15 protein-coding genes are annotated in these 15,708 nt (G+C 53.2%); 6 read left to right on the top strand and 9 right to left on the bottom strand.

Annotated elements, in window-relative coordinates; genetic code table 11:
* Nucleotides 1-124 precede the first annotated feature (124 nt).
* The 6 genes from arfB to Q4544_RS09660 form a co-directional block, all read right to left on the bottom strand.
* Nucleotides 125-544 (bottom strand): alternative ribosome rescue aminoacyl-tRNA hydrolase ArfB, encoded by a 420-nt coding sequence (arfB, locus tag Q4544_RS09685; RefSeq protein WP_303505725.1) that lies wholly within the window; start codon nt 542-544, stop codon nt 125-127.
* A gap of 269 nt (nt 545-813) precedes the next feature.
* Nucleotides 814-1,437 (bottom strand): queuosine precursor transporter, encoded by a 624-nt coding sequence (locus Q4544_RS09680; RefSeq protein ID WP_303505724.1) that lies wholly within the window; start codon nt 1,435-1,437, stop codon nt 814-816.
* Between the two features lie 85 nt (nt 1,438-1,522).
* Entirely contained in the window at nt 1,523-2,413 is an 891-nt protein-coding gene (locus Q4544_RS09675) for an esterase-like activity of phytase family protein (protein ID WP_303505722.1), read from the bottom strand.
* A complete protein-coding gene (gene mepA, locus Q4544_RS09670) occupies nt 2,386-3,300 on the bottom strand; it encodes a penicillin-insensitive murein endopeptidase (protein ID WP_303505721.1) in 915 nt (304 codons plus the stop codon). The genes Q4544_RS09675 and mepA overlap by 28 nt, the downstream gene beginning before the upstream one ends.
* Nucleotides 3,279-4,634 (bottom strand): MFS transporter, encoded by a 1,356-nt coding sequence (locus Q4544_RS09665; protein ID WP_303505719.1) that lies wholly within the window; start codon nt 4,632-4,634, stop codon nt 3,279-3,281. The genes mepA and Q4544_RS09665 overlap by 22 nt, the downstream gene beginning before the upstream one ends.
* 62 nt (nt 4,635-4,696) lie before the next feature.
* A complete protein-coding gene (locus Q4544_RS09660; RefSeq protein WP_303505718.1) occupies nt 4,697-5,263 on the bottom strand; it encodes an acyl-CoA thioesterase in 567 nt (188 codons plus the stop codon).
* 124 nt (nt 5,264-5,387) lie between these two features.
* Between Q4544_RS09660 and Q4544_RS09655 the strand changes: the two genes are divergently transcribed.
* From Q4544_RS09655 to yaaA, 3 genes are all read left to right on the top strand, one after another.
* Nucleotides 5,388-5,666 (top strand): YggT family protein, encoded by a 279-nt coding sequence (locus tag Q4544_RS09655; RefSeq protein ID WP_303505717.1) that lies wholly within the window; start codon nt 5,388-5,390, stop codon nt 5,664-5,666.
* An 84-nt stretch (nt 5,667-5,750) separates the two neighbouring features.
* Entirely contained in the window at nt 5,751-7,790 is a 2,040-nt protein-coding gene (recQ, locus tag Q4544_RS09650; RefSeq protein WP_303505715.1) for a DNA helicase RecQ, read from the top strand.
* 30 nt (nt 7,791-7,820) lie between these two features.
* Nucleotides 7,821-8,594, top strand: a complete 774-nt coding sequence (gene yaaA / locus Q4544_RS09645; RefSeq protein ID WP_303505713.1) for a peroxide stress protein YaaA — start codon at nt 7,821-7,823, stop codon at nt 8,592-8,594.
* Here yaaA and Q4544_RS09640 read toward each other — a convergent pair.
* Together Q4544_RS09640 and Q4544_RS09635 are read right to left on the bottom strand one after the other, a co-directional pair.
* A complete protein-coding gene (locus Q4544_RS09640; RefSeq protein WP_303505711.1) occupies nt 8,579-10,726 on the bottom strand; it encodes a response regulator in 2,148 nt (715 codons plus the stop codon). The genes yaaA and Q4544_RS09640 overlap by 16 nt on opposite strands.
* A 101-nt stretch (nt 10,727-10,827) precedes the next feature.
* The gene (locus Q4544_RS09635; RefSeq protein ID WP_303505709.1) at nt 10,828-12,003 is read right to left on the bottom strand and encodes an acetyl-CoA C-acyltransferase family protein; all 1,176 of its coding nucleotides are present in this window, start codon (nt 12,001-12,003) and stop codon (nt 10,828-10,830) included.
* A gap of 112 nt (nt 12,004-12,115) precedes the next feature.
* Between Q4544_RS09635 and Q4544_RS09630 the strand changes: the two genes are divergently transcribed.
* The 3 genes from Q4544_RS09630 to tdh all read left to right on the top strand — a co-directional run bounded on the left by Q4544_RS09630 (nt 12,116) and on the right by tdh (nt 15,200).
* Nucleotides 12,116-12,679: a helix-turn-helix domain-containing protein gene (locus Q4544_RS09630; RefSeq protein WP_303505707.1), complete on the top strand. Its 564-nt coding sequence runs from the start codon at nt 12,116-12,118 to the stop codon at nt 12,677-12,679.
* Nucleotides 12,680-12,969: 290 nt separating this feature from the next.
* Entirely contained in the window at nt 12,970-14,157 is a 1,188-nt protein-coding gene (locus Q4544_RS09625; RefSeq protein WP_303505705.1) for a glycine C-acetyltransferase, read from the top strand.
* A gap of 14 nt (nt 14,158-14,171) precedes the next feature.
* Complete coding sequence (gene tdh, locus Q4544_RS09620) at nt 14,172-15,200, top strand: L-threonine 3-dehydrogenase (RefSeq protein WP_303505744.1); 1,029 nt, start codon at nt 14,172-14,174, stop codon at nt 15,198-15,200.
* A gap of 37 nt (nt 15,201-15,237) precedes the next feature.
* Here the strand turns inward: tdh and Q4544_RS09615 are convergent, their stop codons facing one another.
* Nucleotides 15,238-15,387, bottom strand: coding sequence for a hypothetical protein (locus Q4544_RS09615; protein WP_303505704.1), 150 nt, complete (start codon nt 15,385-15,387; stop codon nt 15,238-15,240).
* Between the last annotated feature and the right edge of the window lie 321 nt (nt 15,388-15,708).

Below are 15,708 nucleotides of genomic sequence, written 5' to 3'. Positions count from 1 at the left end.
TGCTTGTAAAGAACGTCGCCCGGCGCGGTTATATGTTGGGGATCGACAAAGACGTTATTCGCGTTTTGTGATGTCGGCTGGGGCTTTGCCCCAGACCCCAAGGTATTTGGATCAAGAAAAAGTATTAGTCGTCATCAACTCTGCCACGAAGGTTTTTGACTGCGCCGCGCACTTTTTTGGCTTTGAGGCGGCGTTGTTGGCTGCCGTAGGTTGGTTTTGTTGCGATCCGGCGCTTTGGTTTGATCGTCGCTTTGCGGATTAATTCTACGAGACGGTCACGCGCGATGTCGCGGTTGCGGGCTTGGCTTCGCGTTTCATCGCATTGAATGATCAACGCGCCCTCTTTTGTCCAACGACGACCCGCCAGGCGTTTGAGGCGCGATTTGACTTGGGCTGGGATGCTGGGGGATCGCTCTGCTTCGAAACGAAGTTCTACTGCGGTTGAGACTTTGTTCACATTTTGCCCGCCGGGGCCAGAGGCCCGCATGAACTGTTCGGTCAGTTCCCAATCTTGCAAAGTGATCTGTTCGTTTACGACAAGCATAGTGTTCAATAGGCCAAAATCGCGCGTTTCGAAAGGGCAACGAAAAGGGCTGTTCCACGCGCGGGAACAGCCCTTCGAGATGTTGGGAGGTGCGCCGGTTAGGCAGCGACCAATTCGTTTTTCATGTCAGCTAGGGGCTGCCCTAACTACAATCCCTCCGAACTGTTCCGACACTGCTCTCCATTACTTCTCTAGACAATGGGCACCTCCCTTCAATTGGTTTCGCGTAACACTAGCCTGCCACAGAATTTGCGTATGTCAAAACAAAATCATGTAGGTTTGTGTAACACTTTCCCCACTATGATGCGGAAAGGCACAAGTGCAACAAGAGCGAGCGAAAGCTTAACCAACCAATCAGCAACCGCGAGAGATACCCAAAGCGGGGCTTCTGGACCTTGGCCTAGAAGTGGCAGCACATCGCCAGCCCAGCTGACATCATTGGCAGGTTCCAGGAAGGTTAGACTGCCTGAGAACGCAATGGTGAAGAATAGAGCCGTATCGACAGATGAGCCGATCAGTGTGGAGGCCAAAGGCGCGCGCCACCATTGGCCGGAGCGCAGGCGATCAAAGATAGCCACGTCGAGCAATTGCGCCGTGAGGAATGCGAGGCCGGAACCGATTGCAATGCGCATTGTGACCAGCGGACCAAAGTCACCTTGGATTTGCGTGCCGATCAAAGAGCAGATTACGCCGACGATAAAGCCGATGAACACAACGCGGCGTGCGGCTGGGGCGCCATAGACGCGGTTCATCACATCGGTGACAAGGAATGCAAAGGGATAGGTGAAGGCGCCATAGGTCAGCCAATCGCCGTACAGGAATTGCACAAGAATGTTTGAGGCCACGACGATGGCGGCCATGGCAAGAATGCCAGGAAGATAAGTCTGTTTCATATTTGAACCGTTTTACAAGGTGGCGGCGACTCGGCCCTGCCACCGCGGCAGGACAGACGGCGTGTACCGATACGGTAGACTTAAATCAAGCGGAGTCAGGCAGCAGGTATTCGACGATCTCTGTGCGTTGATAGAACATGAAGTTATCATCAGAGACCATGGTCAACCGAATACGGCCCTGATCATCCTTCCACACAGAAATGCCTTCGAGGTTATCGTGCACACCGGTTGACGTTTGTAAAAGCATCTCTTCGGCAGTTGCGCCCTCTGCTGTGATTTCGAAACGGCGCACGCGCGTTTTAAAGCCAAAGCCATTAAAACCACGCTCTAGCAGATAGAATTTCCCGTCGGGGCCAAAGTCAGCGCCAACAGGGTGGTAGCTGCTGCTGTTGGGCAGGTTGAACGGATTGGTCCATTCACCTTTTGCATAACGATAGACTGGAATGCTTCCGTCAGATGTCGATGAATCTTCTGGCAAGGTGTAAAGATGGTTGTTGTCGTCCACTGCCAAGGCTTCCAGAGAACCATTGTTGGCCATGGTTTTGAAATCGACATGGCGCTGAATGCCTGCGGCTTGTGCGCCGACGGACATATAGGCCCAGACCCGGTGGTATCCTTCAAAAGACACATAAAGACGGCCATCGTTTCTGATGGCCAACCCTTCGGTGTCACGGCGGAACCGTTTTTGCACTTCACCTTTAAGACCCAATATCTGATGATCTTGATCAATTGAGATGTCAGCGATCTGATCTGCATCGCGTGCGAAGGTGCCCTGCACGATATGGCCGCGATCTGAAATAGCGACAAAACTATTGCCGCCGTCTAGCACTTCGATGCCAGAAAACCCGCCGAACCAGTCATCGGATTGGTGCCACTTCGTCGCTGACACAAATTGCGCAACACCCTCTGGTGTTGCGCGTACTTGCCAGCCTACCAAAAGCGCCGCAGCTACTGCGATTGCAAAACGTTTACGCATTGGTTGGGAAGGTCCGCAATTGTGAGTTCTCTTCTAGGTTTGGGTTTAGGGGCATTTGGGTTCGGCGGCGGCGGATTCAAGATGTTGCTCACCCAAGTTTCCGCATCCTTGCACCCATCCCCTGCCGGAGGGGGGGCCTGGTTCACGCAGCCCGGCGCATCATCGGGGCAGCTTAGACGCACATGGAAGTGATAGTGATGGCCGTACCATGGGCGGATTTTACGTAGCCAAGCGCGGTCGCCTTTTTCATCATTACACATCTGCACCTTAGCGCCCGGGAACACAAAAATGCGTGCGGTGCGCGGGTCTTTCGCGGCGGCTTTTAGGATTTCGTGATGCTGACGCGTCCAGCTGGAATTCACGTAGGCCCCATTTGCGCGACGCATTGAGATGGAGCTGATATTCTCACGCTCTTGCCGGGTCAGGTCCAACCGTTTTGGCGGGAGCATCCAAATGTCGATGTCCATGCCGATCTGGTGGCTGCGATGACCGGAAAGCATTGGGCCGCCACGGGGTTGGCTGAGGTCACCAATGTATAGCCCCTCCCATCCCGGTTGTTTGGCGGCTTTGGCAGATAGGGTTCGCACGAAATCAACTGTTTCTGGATGTCCCCAGTTGCGATTGCGCGAAAGGCGCATGGCCTGCCACGTTGGGCCGGTTTCAGGCAGCATTGCACTACCGGCCAAACATCCCTTGGCATAGCTGCCATGAGGCGCTGGCGATTGCACAGATCCTTGGCCGTGCGCCCCAAACAATTGTTTGGCTTGCACGCCTTGCATCGTAGGCGGGATCGCTTGTCTTGAAGACACCCGTGACGTTGTTTCAGGCTCTGATTGGCATGCGGAGAGCGCCGCTAGAATCGTAATTAGTTGGAGGAATCGTCCCATACTGCCCGGTCCCCTTCTGGTTTCACCCAGAATAGCAGCAAGAAACCTAAAACAAAAAGAACTATCAGCGGAGTGATGCCGATTTGCTGACTATCGCTGATGCTCGTGACAATACCGATCGAAAGCGGCGCCAAAAAACCAGTTGCTTTGCCCGCAAGCGCATAAAGGCCGAACGCTTCGGTCATACGATTTGGGTTCGCTTGGCGTACCATCATTGTCCGACTGGCGGACTGCAAAGCACCACCTGCGGCACCGATCACCGCGCCAACAATATAAAATGCGATGTCCGGCAATTTTGACCCTTCGGCGACTGGAAGACGGAACACGCTGTCGCGCGAAATAAAGACGATGGTAATCGCAGCGACAGCCAGCGCCGCAATACATACGATAATGACGGGACGCGGGCCGAATTTGTCATCCATCCAGCCCCCAAGCTTTGCAAATATTGCACCAGCAACAATCGCTATGATGGCGAATGTCCCAATATCCGGAACGCTCCAATTCAACACACCAGCGGCATAGATACCGCCAAAGGTATACATCCCGCTAAGGCCATCGCGATACAGCATGGAGCTGCCCAAATAGGAAAAGAGCGAAGGTGTTTTTGGCAGTGACCGCACCGTTTTGGCAACATCGCGTAAAGCTGATTTTAACGCGCCTTTTGCGGCTTTGGTTGGTTTCGGATCACGTACCCAAAGGAAAAACGGAACCATGAAAACCATGAACCAAATTGCTGTCAGCGGACCAACCGCACGCGTGCCCTCGCGGGCCGCGGCATCTAATCCTAAAATTGGCGATATACCGATCATGGTTTTGCCAGTTTCTGCGTTTTCTGCAAGCAGAGCCAGCATAAGGATCAGCGCAATCAAACCACCCAAATAGCCAAAGGCCCAGCCGTTGCCAGAAATGCGACCGATCTCTTCTTTGGAGCCAAGATCGGGCAGCATGGAGTTGGTGAAAATCGTCGCAAATTCCGCACCAAACAGGCCGATTGCAAAGATCACCAAAGTTAATGTTGGATTGAAACTATCAGGGGCTGCGAACCACAACCCAAAGGACCCGACGACATAAAGGATCGAAAACAGCCAAATCCAGCGCATGCGGTTACCGGAAATATCCGCTGCTGCCCCAAGGATCGGCGCAAGCAAGGCAATTACGATACCGGCCATCCCGACACCTAGGCCCCAGGCCGATTGGGCCTCTGCCCCGCTACCCATCAACTCTTTGAAGTAAGGCGCGAAAATAAACGTTAGAAGGAGCGTCGCAAACGGCTGGCTGGCCCAATCAAAAAAGAACCAACCCCAAATACGGCGTCGAGATGAAATTTGCGTCATGACAATCCCCAGTGTCTATGTTGACTTACGCAGGGTAAACCTAGCCACGCAAGCGCTTCTGACTACTGCGCGGCAGTTCGTGACGAACTGAGGTAATCTTGCATGGGAGGCCAAGGGCGTTGATCCTCGGCATTGGACCACGTTTGGACCCAACTTGGTAACTCAGGCGAGGTGCTTTCCGGGTCAAACGCTTGCATCACTTCTGGCGCGCGAACCATACCTTTTTTGCTGATAATTGCCGTGCGAAAGATCGCGTGGTTGGCGCAGTCGCCGTTTTTCTTCCAAATGGATTGCTCCATGTAGAAAAACTTATCATCCCACCCTATGGCGCGGCTTCGCATCTCGAACTTTTCAAACATAAGAATACGGCGGCGATAGCGAACAACTGCGCCGGCAATGGTTAGACCCCATTTGTGTTTCGCTAGATGCCGGATCATTCCAGTCCGGATCGCCAATGGTATACGCCCCAAATCATACATGGTTAGCGTTCGCCCATTATTCAGCTCGCGCCACAAATCAATGTCCCACGGCATGCAAATGTGATGCGAGACATGCGTTTCAAGTAAACCTAAGGCTGGTTGCCGGCGGGCTTTGACCCCGTTCCAAATCATACGAATTACTGGATACATATGCATTCTCCTTGCGTCCGGTCTTTCGCTGAAAGAAACCAAGGTCAACACCGACCTTGCGGCACTCTTGCCCTTTTGGGGTTCGATGCTTAATTGTCAGTCTGATCAACAAAGGATGATACACGTGAATGCAATTGGCGGTTTGATAGGTCTAGTGCTGGATGCAGCATATTTTATTATGCTTGTGCACATCATTATGAGTTGGTTGATCAACTTTAATGTTCTGAACACCAGCCAGCAGTTCGTTGCGCAAATCTGGTATGGTTTGAACCGCTTGCTTGAGCCGGTGTATCGCCCCGTGCGGAACATTCTGCCAAACACGCACCCGTTGGATTTGGCTCCGCTTGTGGTCTTTATCTTGATCATCTGGTTGCGCGGCTACGTTTTGCCGACAGTATTCTAAAGTTGTGAACGTCGCGCGCTTGTACGCGCAACGCTGATATGATTCATTCCCTGCAACGAGCAGAGACTTATTGCAGGGATTTTTATGGCCGCCGCCACGCTGTTGCGCACCGTTTTCGGGTTTGACGCCTTTCGTCCTGGACAGGAAGATATCGTCAATGCGGTCACCCAAGGCAAAAACGTCTTAGCGATTATGCCAACCGGGGGTGGTAAGTCCCTCTGCTTCCAACTGCCTGCTTTGGTACGCGACGGTGTCACTGTCGTGATATCGCCGTTGATTGCGTTGATGCGCGATCAGGTGCGCGCCTTACGCGAGGCCGGTGTTGAAGCAGGTGCATTAACGTCCGGGAATACAGAAGAAGAAACCGCCGCTGTTTGGGATGCCATAGAAGCTGGTCGTTTGAAGCTGTTGTATATTGCCCCAGAGCGGCTGTCGTCTGGTGCGGCCCTTGGAATGTTGCGCCGTATTGGAGTGTCTTTAATTGCTGTGGATGAGGCCCATTGCGTCAGCCAATGGGGCCATGATTTCCGACCCGACTATTTGCGGATTGGCGAATTGCGGCAGGCCTTGGATGTCCCCTTGGCCGCTTTTACCGCGACGGCGGATGCTGAAACCCGCGATGAAATTGTGCGTCGGCTGTTTGACGGCGAAGCGCCTGAAACCTTTCTGCACGGCTTTGACCGCCCCAACATCCATCTGGCATTTGGTGCAAAGGACAGCCCACGGAAACAAATCCTCGACTTTGCAGATGCTCGAAAAGGGCAATCCGGGATCGTTTACTGCGGCACACGCGCTAAGACCGAGGCCTTGGCAAAAGCACTCCGCGACGCAGGGCATTTATCGCTACACTATCACGGCGGTATGGATGCCGAGGATCGACGGATCACAGAAACCCGATTTCAGCGCGAAGATGGGTTGATTGTTGTGGCCACGGTTGCCTTTGGGATGGGCATCGACAAACCCGATATTCGTTGGGTCGCCCATGCGGATTTGCCGAAATCAATTGAGGCCTACTACCAAGAAATCGGTCGCGCGGGACGTGACGGCGGACCGGCTGAAACGCTCACCTTGTTCGGCCCCGAGGACATCCGCCTACGCCGCACACAAATTGACGAAGGTTTGGCGCCGCCAGAAATGCGGGCCGCCGATCATGCGCGATTGAATGCGCTGTTGGGACTGGCCGAAGCTTTGCATTGCCGTCGCTCGACCTTGTTACGGTATTTCGGCGAAACTCAGGTGACCTGCGGCAATTGCGATTTGTGCGATACCCCGGCGGAATTGTTTGATGGCACCGAGGCTGTACGCAAAGCATTGTCAGCCATTCTGCGCACAGGCGAGTGGTTTGGTGCAGGGCATTTGATTGATGTCTTGCAGGGAAACGACACGGATCGTATGCGCCAAAAAGGGCATGATGCCCTGCCAACGTTTGGCGTGGGTAAGGAATTTGACAAACGCCAATGGCAGGGCGTGTTCCGGCAAATGATGGGTTATGATCTAATCCGTCCGGACCCTGAACGCCACGGCGCGCTGCGCATGACGGATGATGCCCTGCCGATCCTAAAGGGCGAGGCCTCTATCCAACTTCGCAAGGATAGCATCCGCAAAGCCACCTCTCGCCGCCCTGCTGTTAAGGCAATGGTCAACGAAGAAGATGCACCACTGCTATCAGCGCTAAAGGCCAAACGCCGCGCATTGGCAGAGGCCGCTAAAGTGCCTGCCTATATCATTTTCAACGACCGAACCTTGGTCGAAATGGCTGAAAAGCGCCCGAATACTTTAGACGAAATGGCAGCTATTGGCGGTGTTGGCGCCAAAAAATTGGAACGCTATGGCGATGATTTCCTAGAGGTCATTACCGGCGAGGCCGAGACCCTGCACCCTAGCCGACGCAAGCTGGCAGGCCGAGAGGCCGGTTCCATTTATGACCGCTTACTCGAAGTGCAAACGGATTTGTCACGTGGGCCTGATGGTATTGATAAGCCGTTGACCTGTTCTGCCTCTTTGCTTGCCAAGGTCGCGTCAACGCGGCCCAAAGATACCGGTTCCATGTCGCGCATATTGGGCGATAAGCGGGCCGAACGATTTGCCGATGCTTTTCTGGACGTCCTGCGTGAGGCAGATTAAACCGTCACTACCCCAACTGAAGGATACGAAATGCTCGTCGTAGTTTCCCCTGCAAAACGTCTGGATTGGGATCCGGTCGCCGTTGAGACCACCACACCCGCGCTGCATTCTGAGGCTGAAAAGTTGGTGAAAACCGCGCGGAATTTGACGCTTGGGGATTTGCAAAAACTGATGAGCCTGAGCGCCGATTTGGCGAAACTCAATCGGGATCGTTTTAAAGCCTTTGAAATGGAGCCGGATGAGTTTTCAACGCGTCCAGCCGCGCTGGCCTTTGCGGGTGACACGTATATGGGCCTAGAGGCTAAGTCGCTGGAGCCTGACGAAATGAACTGGGCGCAGGATCATTTGCGGATTTTGTCCGGTCTTTATGGCGTGTTGCGACCGTTGGATGCGATTCAGCCCTATCGGCTAGAAATGGGCAGCCGTTTGAAAACCCGGCGCGGTAAGAACTTGTATGAATTCTGGCGCGATACTTTGTCAAAGAACCTGAATGCTACGGCTGAAACGCTGGGTACCGACACATTGATCAATTGCGCGTCTCAAGAATATTTTGGCGCGGTCGATCTAAAGGCGCTGAAACTACGGGTGATTACGCCAGTGTTCATGGAGCTGAAAAACGGTCAGCCCAAAATTGTTAGCTTCTTTGCCAAGAAAGCGCGCGGCAGCATGGCGCGTTATGTCATTCAACGGCGTTTGACAGACCCCGAGGCGATCAAAGAATTCGACATGGGCGGCTATACATATCAACCCGAGATGAGCGAAGGCGACCAGTGGGTTTTCCTACGCGATTATCCAGAGGCCTGATGCCGGTGCGGTTCCTCCGCACTTTGCCTTAGATTATCTAACGTTGCGATCAGCAGCCCTTTGTTCAGTGGCTTGGTTAAGATGTCATCAAGCCCTGAGGCAATCAGGCTTTCCTTTATGTCGTCGGCAGCATGAGCCGTTAGCGCAATGATCCGTGTGGGGTTTGCTGACGCATCTTCCATCGCGCGAATGCGCTCTGTTGCTTCGCGGCCATCCATTTCGGGCATGGAAATATCCATCAGAATCACATCCGGCTTCAGTTGCTCATACGCTTTGACAGCCTCAAGCCCGTTGGTGACCAGCGTCAGCTCTATGTCCTCTGACTGTAGCATTTTTTCTAACACAAGGCGGTTTGTTTTATTGTCGTCTGCCGCCAATACGCGCAGCTTCTTGTTCTGTCGTGTCTGCACCAAACCTGTATTCGAATTAGTGAGCTTTTGAAGTAACTCGCGGTCTGTAAACGGATCTCCCAAACGGCCCCGAAGTTCCGCCGTTTCGGCGCGCTCTGACATCAAATCAATCGCGGATGCAAACACCAAAATAGGCACGCGCAGCCCCTGTTCCCGCAATGTGTTTGCTAAGGCAAAGCTATCGCTATCCGGCATTTCATGGTGCGCTAGAATAAGATCGGCATTGCCTGCATGTGGCATTGCCTCTTCGTTGTAGGAGCACCCCGTAGCATTCGCACCAAGCCGAGACAGACGCTTTTCTAACAACGCGCGATTGGTCGCGTGATCATCAACAACCAATACATGTCCGATTTCCTGTGGGAGTTGCGGCGGCGTCATATCTGCAGAGGGATCAAGCGGCAGTTCGATCTGAATCCCAAAGTTCGCACCCTGTCCAACTTCGGAATCCACCCAAATTTCGCCCTGCATTTGTTCAACCAACCGCTTGGTGATCGCCAGCCCCAAACCAGTGCCTTCGAAGCCACGGTTGTTGGCGGTTTCGACTTGGTGAAACCGCGCAAAAATGCGGCTCAATTGATCTGGAGGAATGCCGATACCCGTGTCCTGCACGGATGCATGAATATGCGCAGTTCCTATGTCGGTATCTGTGCTGCCGACGATTTGAACAAAGATATGCCCGGTTTCTGTAAACTTAACTGCATTCCCGATAAGGTTCGTAAATATTTGCCGGATTCTTAACGTGTCTCCCAAAAATTGGGTCGGTAAAAACAGGTCGTAATCAACCAATAGGGCGAGGCCCTTTTTGCGCGCTGCAGGTTGCAACAGCCGCAAAACGTCATGAATACATTGCTCTAGATCGAATGGATCTGAACGCAGCTCTAACTGATCGGCGTCAATTTTTGAGTAGTCTAAGACATCATTGATGATGGTTAATAACGCTTGCCCGGACCCGCGGATCGTATCGACAAAGACACGCTGTTCTTCGGATAGTTCGGTTTCGCGTAGCAGGTCGGCCATGCCAACCACGCCATTCATAGGTGTTCGTAATTCATGGCTCATATTTGCTAAGAATGCAGATTTCGCACGGCTTGCGGTTTCTGCCTGTTTTTGGGCGTCTTTCAACGTATGTTCAGCCTGAACTGAATCCGTAATATCAATGAACAGGCTCACCAAATCACCAGAGGGACAACGCCGGTCAATCACACGGATATAACGACCGTTCCGCAGGCTGATAATACGGGCCGCTTGTGGGTCGGATCGCCGCAACAGCATTTCGTTTTGCCACTTTTCTGGGGTTTCCCCGCCTAATCGAATGATGCCTACGGATGCTGCAAGGCGCACGACCTCGTGAATGCTCATGCCTGGCTTAATTGTGGCAAGGCCTCGAAAATATGAATGAAATGTCTCATTCGCCATGATCAGTTTGTCATCCTGATCATAGATGACAAACCCATCATCCATACTGGCAATCGCGTGCCATAGGCGCCGTTCAACAGCCTGCGCCTTTTGGGTTGCGTCACGTAAATCGGTTTTAACGCGCGCGTTCTCGTGCCGGTAACTTTCGACTTTGGCGCGCGTTTGCTTAATCTCGGCGCTAAATTCGCGCGCGTATCTGGACAATAGCGCCTGTGCCTCGTCCAGATCGGCTTGTTTCTGGGCAAGCAATCGCTCTGCCGCCAAACGAGCGCGGCGTTCCATTGCCAATTTCTGACCAACCGGCATATTCACATCCTCTTGCATGCCACTTTGGGCAGCATCGGGAATAGCTGTGAATATCTTCTTAAAGCGGGTCAGTCAGAAATTAATTTGCGAATTCCGCTGGATTAGAGCCTTTCAATCGCCAATGCGATCCCTTGGCCGCCACCGATACACATAGTGATGAGGGCTCTTTTGCCGCCAATGCGCTCTAGTTCGTACAATGCTTTTAGGGTGATGATACAGCCTGTCGCTCCGACTGGATGGCCCAATGCGATTGCGCCGCCGTTTGGGTTTACCTTTGCCGGATCAAGCCCAAGCTCTTGGTTCACGGCAATGGCTTGTGATGCAAAGGCTTCGTTGGATTCGATGACGTCGAAGTCATTGATATTTAAACCTGTTTTTTTCAGCAGGTTCTGCACGGCTGGCACTGGACCAATGCCCATCACCTCTGGGCGTACGCCGGCATGGGCATAGCCTAAAACGCGCGCCTTGGCTTTAAGGCCTGCTTTTTCCGCAGCATCCGCTCGCGCGAGCACCAAGGCTGCGGCGCCGTCATTTAGGCCAGAGGCGTTACCGGCGGTGACGCGGCCCTCTTTTTGGAAAGCTGGGCGCAATTTAGACAGTGTTTCCAACGTGGATTTGGTTGGGTGCTCATCTTTCGCGAAGTCTATGATTTCCCGACGCTTTTTGACACCAACAGGCGTGATTTGCGCATCGAAATACCCAGCTTCAATGGCTGCTGCAGCGCGTGTTTGGCTTTGTAAGGCGAAGTCATCCATTTGTTCGCGTGACACGTTATGTTCGGTCGCAACGTTTTCCGCGGTGACGCCCATGTGGCCGGTTCCGAAAGGGCAATTCAGCGCGCCAAGCATCATATCTAGGGTTTTGATGTCTCCCATTTTTGCGCCCCAACGTTGGTCTTGGATGATGTAGGGAGAGCGGCTCATGTTCTCTGCACCGCCAGCAAGCGCGAAGTCGGCGTCGCCCAACATCAAAGATTGTGCCGCAGAAACAATAGCTTGCATGCCTGAACCACATAGGCGGTTCACGTTCATCGCTGGCGTTTCCTGTGGAATTCCAGACTCTACTGCGGCAACGCGGCTGAGATACATGTCGCGGGGATCGGTGTTAATCACATGGCCAAAAACGACGTGGCCGATCTGTTTTGGATCAACACCGGATCGGTTAAGCGCTTCTTTTGAAACAGTTTTTGCCAATTCAATTGGGGTCACGCCTGAAAGGCTGCCACCAAAAGTACCGATTGCGGTGCGCGCACCGTCTAGGATTACGATATCGGTCATGAGACTCTCCGATTGAAATAAGTTGTGGAATGACTGACAGCTTCGTCAAAGTTTGCCTAGTTTAACGTGACGACGGATTGACTTCGTCGTTACGGCACGGCAGGTCTGGACCATGAATACGGATAGCGAAATTCTTAACCTTTTGCCCGCGCGCCTTAAAGAAGCGCGTCGCTCTCAAGGGCTGTCATTAGATGCAGTGGCCAAGTTATCGGGCGTGTCGCGTTCCATGGTTAGCCAGATCGAACGTGGTGAAAGTAGCCCGACGATTGCGACGCTTTGGAATTTAACCCGCGCCTTACAGGTTGATTTTGCAGGACTTTTAGAAGACGGCAAAGCCGTCGATCAAGTTGAAGTCCTACGGTCTGCGAATACACCCAGCATCGAAAATCGCGGCGAAGGCTGCAATATTCGTATTCTGTCCCCGCCCGAAGACGCTGGCCATCATGAGCTTTATGATTTGCGGTTTGTTAAGAATGGTAAATTGGTGAGCAACGCGCATTCGCGAGGAACGCGTGAACATCTGACCGTTATTGAAGGTCGTGTTCGGGTTATTTCTGGCAATGCGAGCGAAGATGTCTTTACCGGCGACACAGCACGATACCCTGCAGATGTCCCCCACCGGATCGAAGCGCTAGATGGCCCTGCCCGCGCGCTTTTGGTTGTTCAAAGCAGCTAAGACCGCCGCCTTAATTTCCTATAAATGTGAAATTCGTGCGTTTCGGCGGCTGAAACGTACGATTCCTTTTGCGTGGAATGAAGGATCGCCCCCAATCTTGGATCGGCGGTGTTCGTCTGTTTTCCGGTCACATTCTGAATCGCAAAACTGACTGATCATGTCAGCCACGCATTTCTGTCGGCAGTTCACCGTATCCAGTATCACGGATTTTTTCCGTAATTGTGTATTTACCCTATTCCTGAATGAAATCCGCTATGCTAGATTTAAATCCGTCATTAAGGAGTCACCTCATGTCTGATCAATTCATTGCGCATATCAATTCCACTCTCGAGCAGATCGAAGCCGAAGGTCTGATGAAGCGTGAGCGAATGATCACCTCCCCTCAAGGGGGCGAGATTTCTGTTGGGGGACGTCAGGTCATTAACCTTTGCGCCAACAACTATCTGGGCTTGGCGGATCATCCCGACCTGATCAAAGCGGCCAAAGATGCGATGGACCCTAAAGGGTTTGGCATGGCATCGGTTCGGTTCATTTGCGGAACACAGGATATTCACCGCGAACTAGAACAACGCATTGCCAAGTTCTTGAATAAGGATGACAGCATCCTGTTCGCCGCCTGTTTTGACGCGAATGGTGGTTTGTTCGAACCGCTGTTAGGGCCAGAGGATGCGATTGTGTCTGACAGTTTGAACCACGCGTCGATCATTGATGGCATTCGCCTGTGTAAGGCCAAGCGCTATCGTTATGCCAACAACGATATGGCCGACCTTGAGGCAAAACTGCGCGAGGCGCGGGACGCTGGTGCGCGGCATATTATGATTGCCACCGATGGTGTGTTTTCGATGGATGGCTATTTGGCGAACCTGCCAGAGGTCACGCGCATTGCGAAAGAATACGACGCGCTGGTGATGGTGGATGACTGCCACGCCACAGGCTTTATGGGGCCACGCGGTGCGGGAACGCCGGATCACTTTGGTGTGGATGTTGATATTCTGACTGGCACTTTGGGCAAAGCTTTGGGTGGCGCGATTGGTGGCTATATTGCTGGGCCGCAGCCGGTGATTGATCTGTTGCGTCAACGGGCACGGCCCTATCTGTTTTCGAACTCTTTACCGCCGTCGATTGTGGCGGCTGGGATTGAGGCCATTCGTTTGGTTGAAAACGGGGCCGAACAACGCGCTAAACTGTTTGAGAACGCGCGCTATTGGCGGGATGGCTTGACCAAGCTTGGATTTGATCTGTTGGACGGAGAGCACGCGATTATTCCTGTGATGTTGGGCGAGGCTCAGCTGGCACAGGATATGGCGGCGCGGTTGTTTGACGAGGGTGTCTATGTCTCTGGGTTCTTCTTTCCGGTTGTTCCGCGTGGACAGGCGCGGATTCGAACGCAGATGAATGCAGCACTGACGCGGGATGAGCTGGATCGTGCATTGGCGGCCTTTGGCAAGGTGGGCCGGGATTTGGGGATTATATCATGACCAAACCAAACACGATGAAAGCGCTAGAGAAATCCAAACCCGAAGAGGGGCTGTGGATGGTGCAAGCCCCGGTGCCAGAGATTGGGCCGGATGAGGTGCTGATCAAGGTAAACAAAACCGGGATTTGCGGCACGGATATTCACATCTGGAACTGGGATGATTGGGCATCGCATACAGTACCAACGCCAATGATCACGGGGCACGAGTTTGCCGGCGAGATCGTAGAGCTTGGCAAGGATGTGACGGGCTTGTCGATTGGGCAACGGTGCTCTGGCGAAGGGCATTTGATTGAGCATGACAGTCGGCAATCGCGCGCGGGAAAGTTCCATTTGGATCCGGGTACGATGGGCGTTGGTGTAAACGTGCAAGGGGCGTTTGCGCAGTATTTAAAGCTGCCAGCGTTTAATGTGGTGCCCCTGCCCGATGACATCCCGGATGAAATCGGTGCGATCTTAGACCCGCTGGGGAATGCGGTGCACACCGCGCTGAGTTTCGATTTATTGGGCGAGGATGTGTTGATCACGGGTGCCGGGCCGATTGGGATCATGGCGGCGGCGGTGGCGCGGCATGCTGGGGCGCGAAATGTGGTGATCACGGATATTAACGATGATCGGCTGCGGTTGGCGGAACATGTGGTTCCGACGGTGCGGCCGGTGAATGTCACCCGTGAGGATTTGAATGATGTCGTGGCCGAGCTGGGCCTGACCCAAGGGTTTGACGTGGGGCTAGAAATGTCGGGCAATCAGCAGGCGCTAGACCAGATGGTCGAGGCGCTGGTGATGGGTGGCAAGATTGCGTTGCTGGGTATCCCGCCGGGCAAGTCGCCGGTGGATTGGTCGCGCATCGTGTTCAAGGCGATCACGATCAAGGGCGTCTATGGCCGCGAGATGTTTGAAACCTGGTACAAGATGATTGCCATGCTGCAAAACGGGCTGGATGTCAGCCGTGTGATCACACATCGTTTTGGGGTGGATGACTTCAAAACCGGTTTTGCAGCAATGAAATCAGGTCAGTCCGGCAAAGTGGTGCTGGATTGGACATAAAGCTAAAGCGGCGGGCCAAAACCCGCCGCCTTTAGGTTCAATATTTGAACTTCTTAAACAACGTCGAATCTCCGATACCGTTAATTAAACGGATCATGCTTGGAGTCTGCTCTTTCTGAGCTTCAACAAATTTCGCGAAACCGCCGGAAACTTGCTCTGCTGTCTGCATTTGACGTGCCTTTTGCATGTGTTCACCTATACATTACACGCCCCCACTCATGCACGTTCAGCGGGAAAGCGGTGCGAAAACGGGGGTGAAATGTGGCGCAAAAGGGGATGTTTGGTTAAAGGAAGTTTAAATTTGATGTTTTTTGTCGTGAGAGTTTAACACTTTGGGATCAAGGGCTTGCGCCCCTCATCCGTAAGCAGCCAAACCTCTGTGCCCTCGAACACAGCTGGGAAAAGCTCTCGACCGCGGCCGGTGCCGCCGTCTAGGTTGACGCGATTGCCTTTGTGTTCTGGCTTTTTGCGAGAGGTGTGGCCGTGGACGATCAGTTTGCCGTGGTCG

Source organism: Cognatishimia sp. 1_MG-2023 (genome assembly GCF_030548175.1).
In the GTDB taxonomy this organism is placed as follows: Bacteria; Pseudomonadota; Alphaproteobacteria; order Rhodobacterales; family Rhodobacteraceae; genus Cognatishimia.
This window is presented reverse-complemented; position numbering and strand designations above follow the sequence as displayed.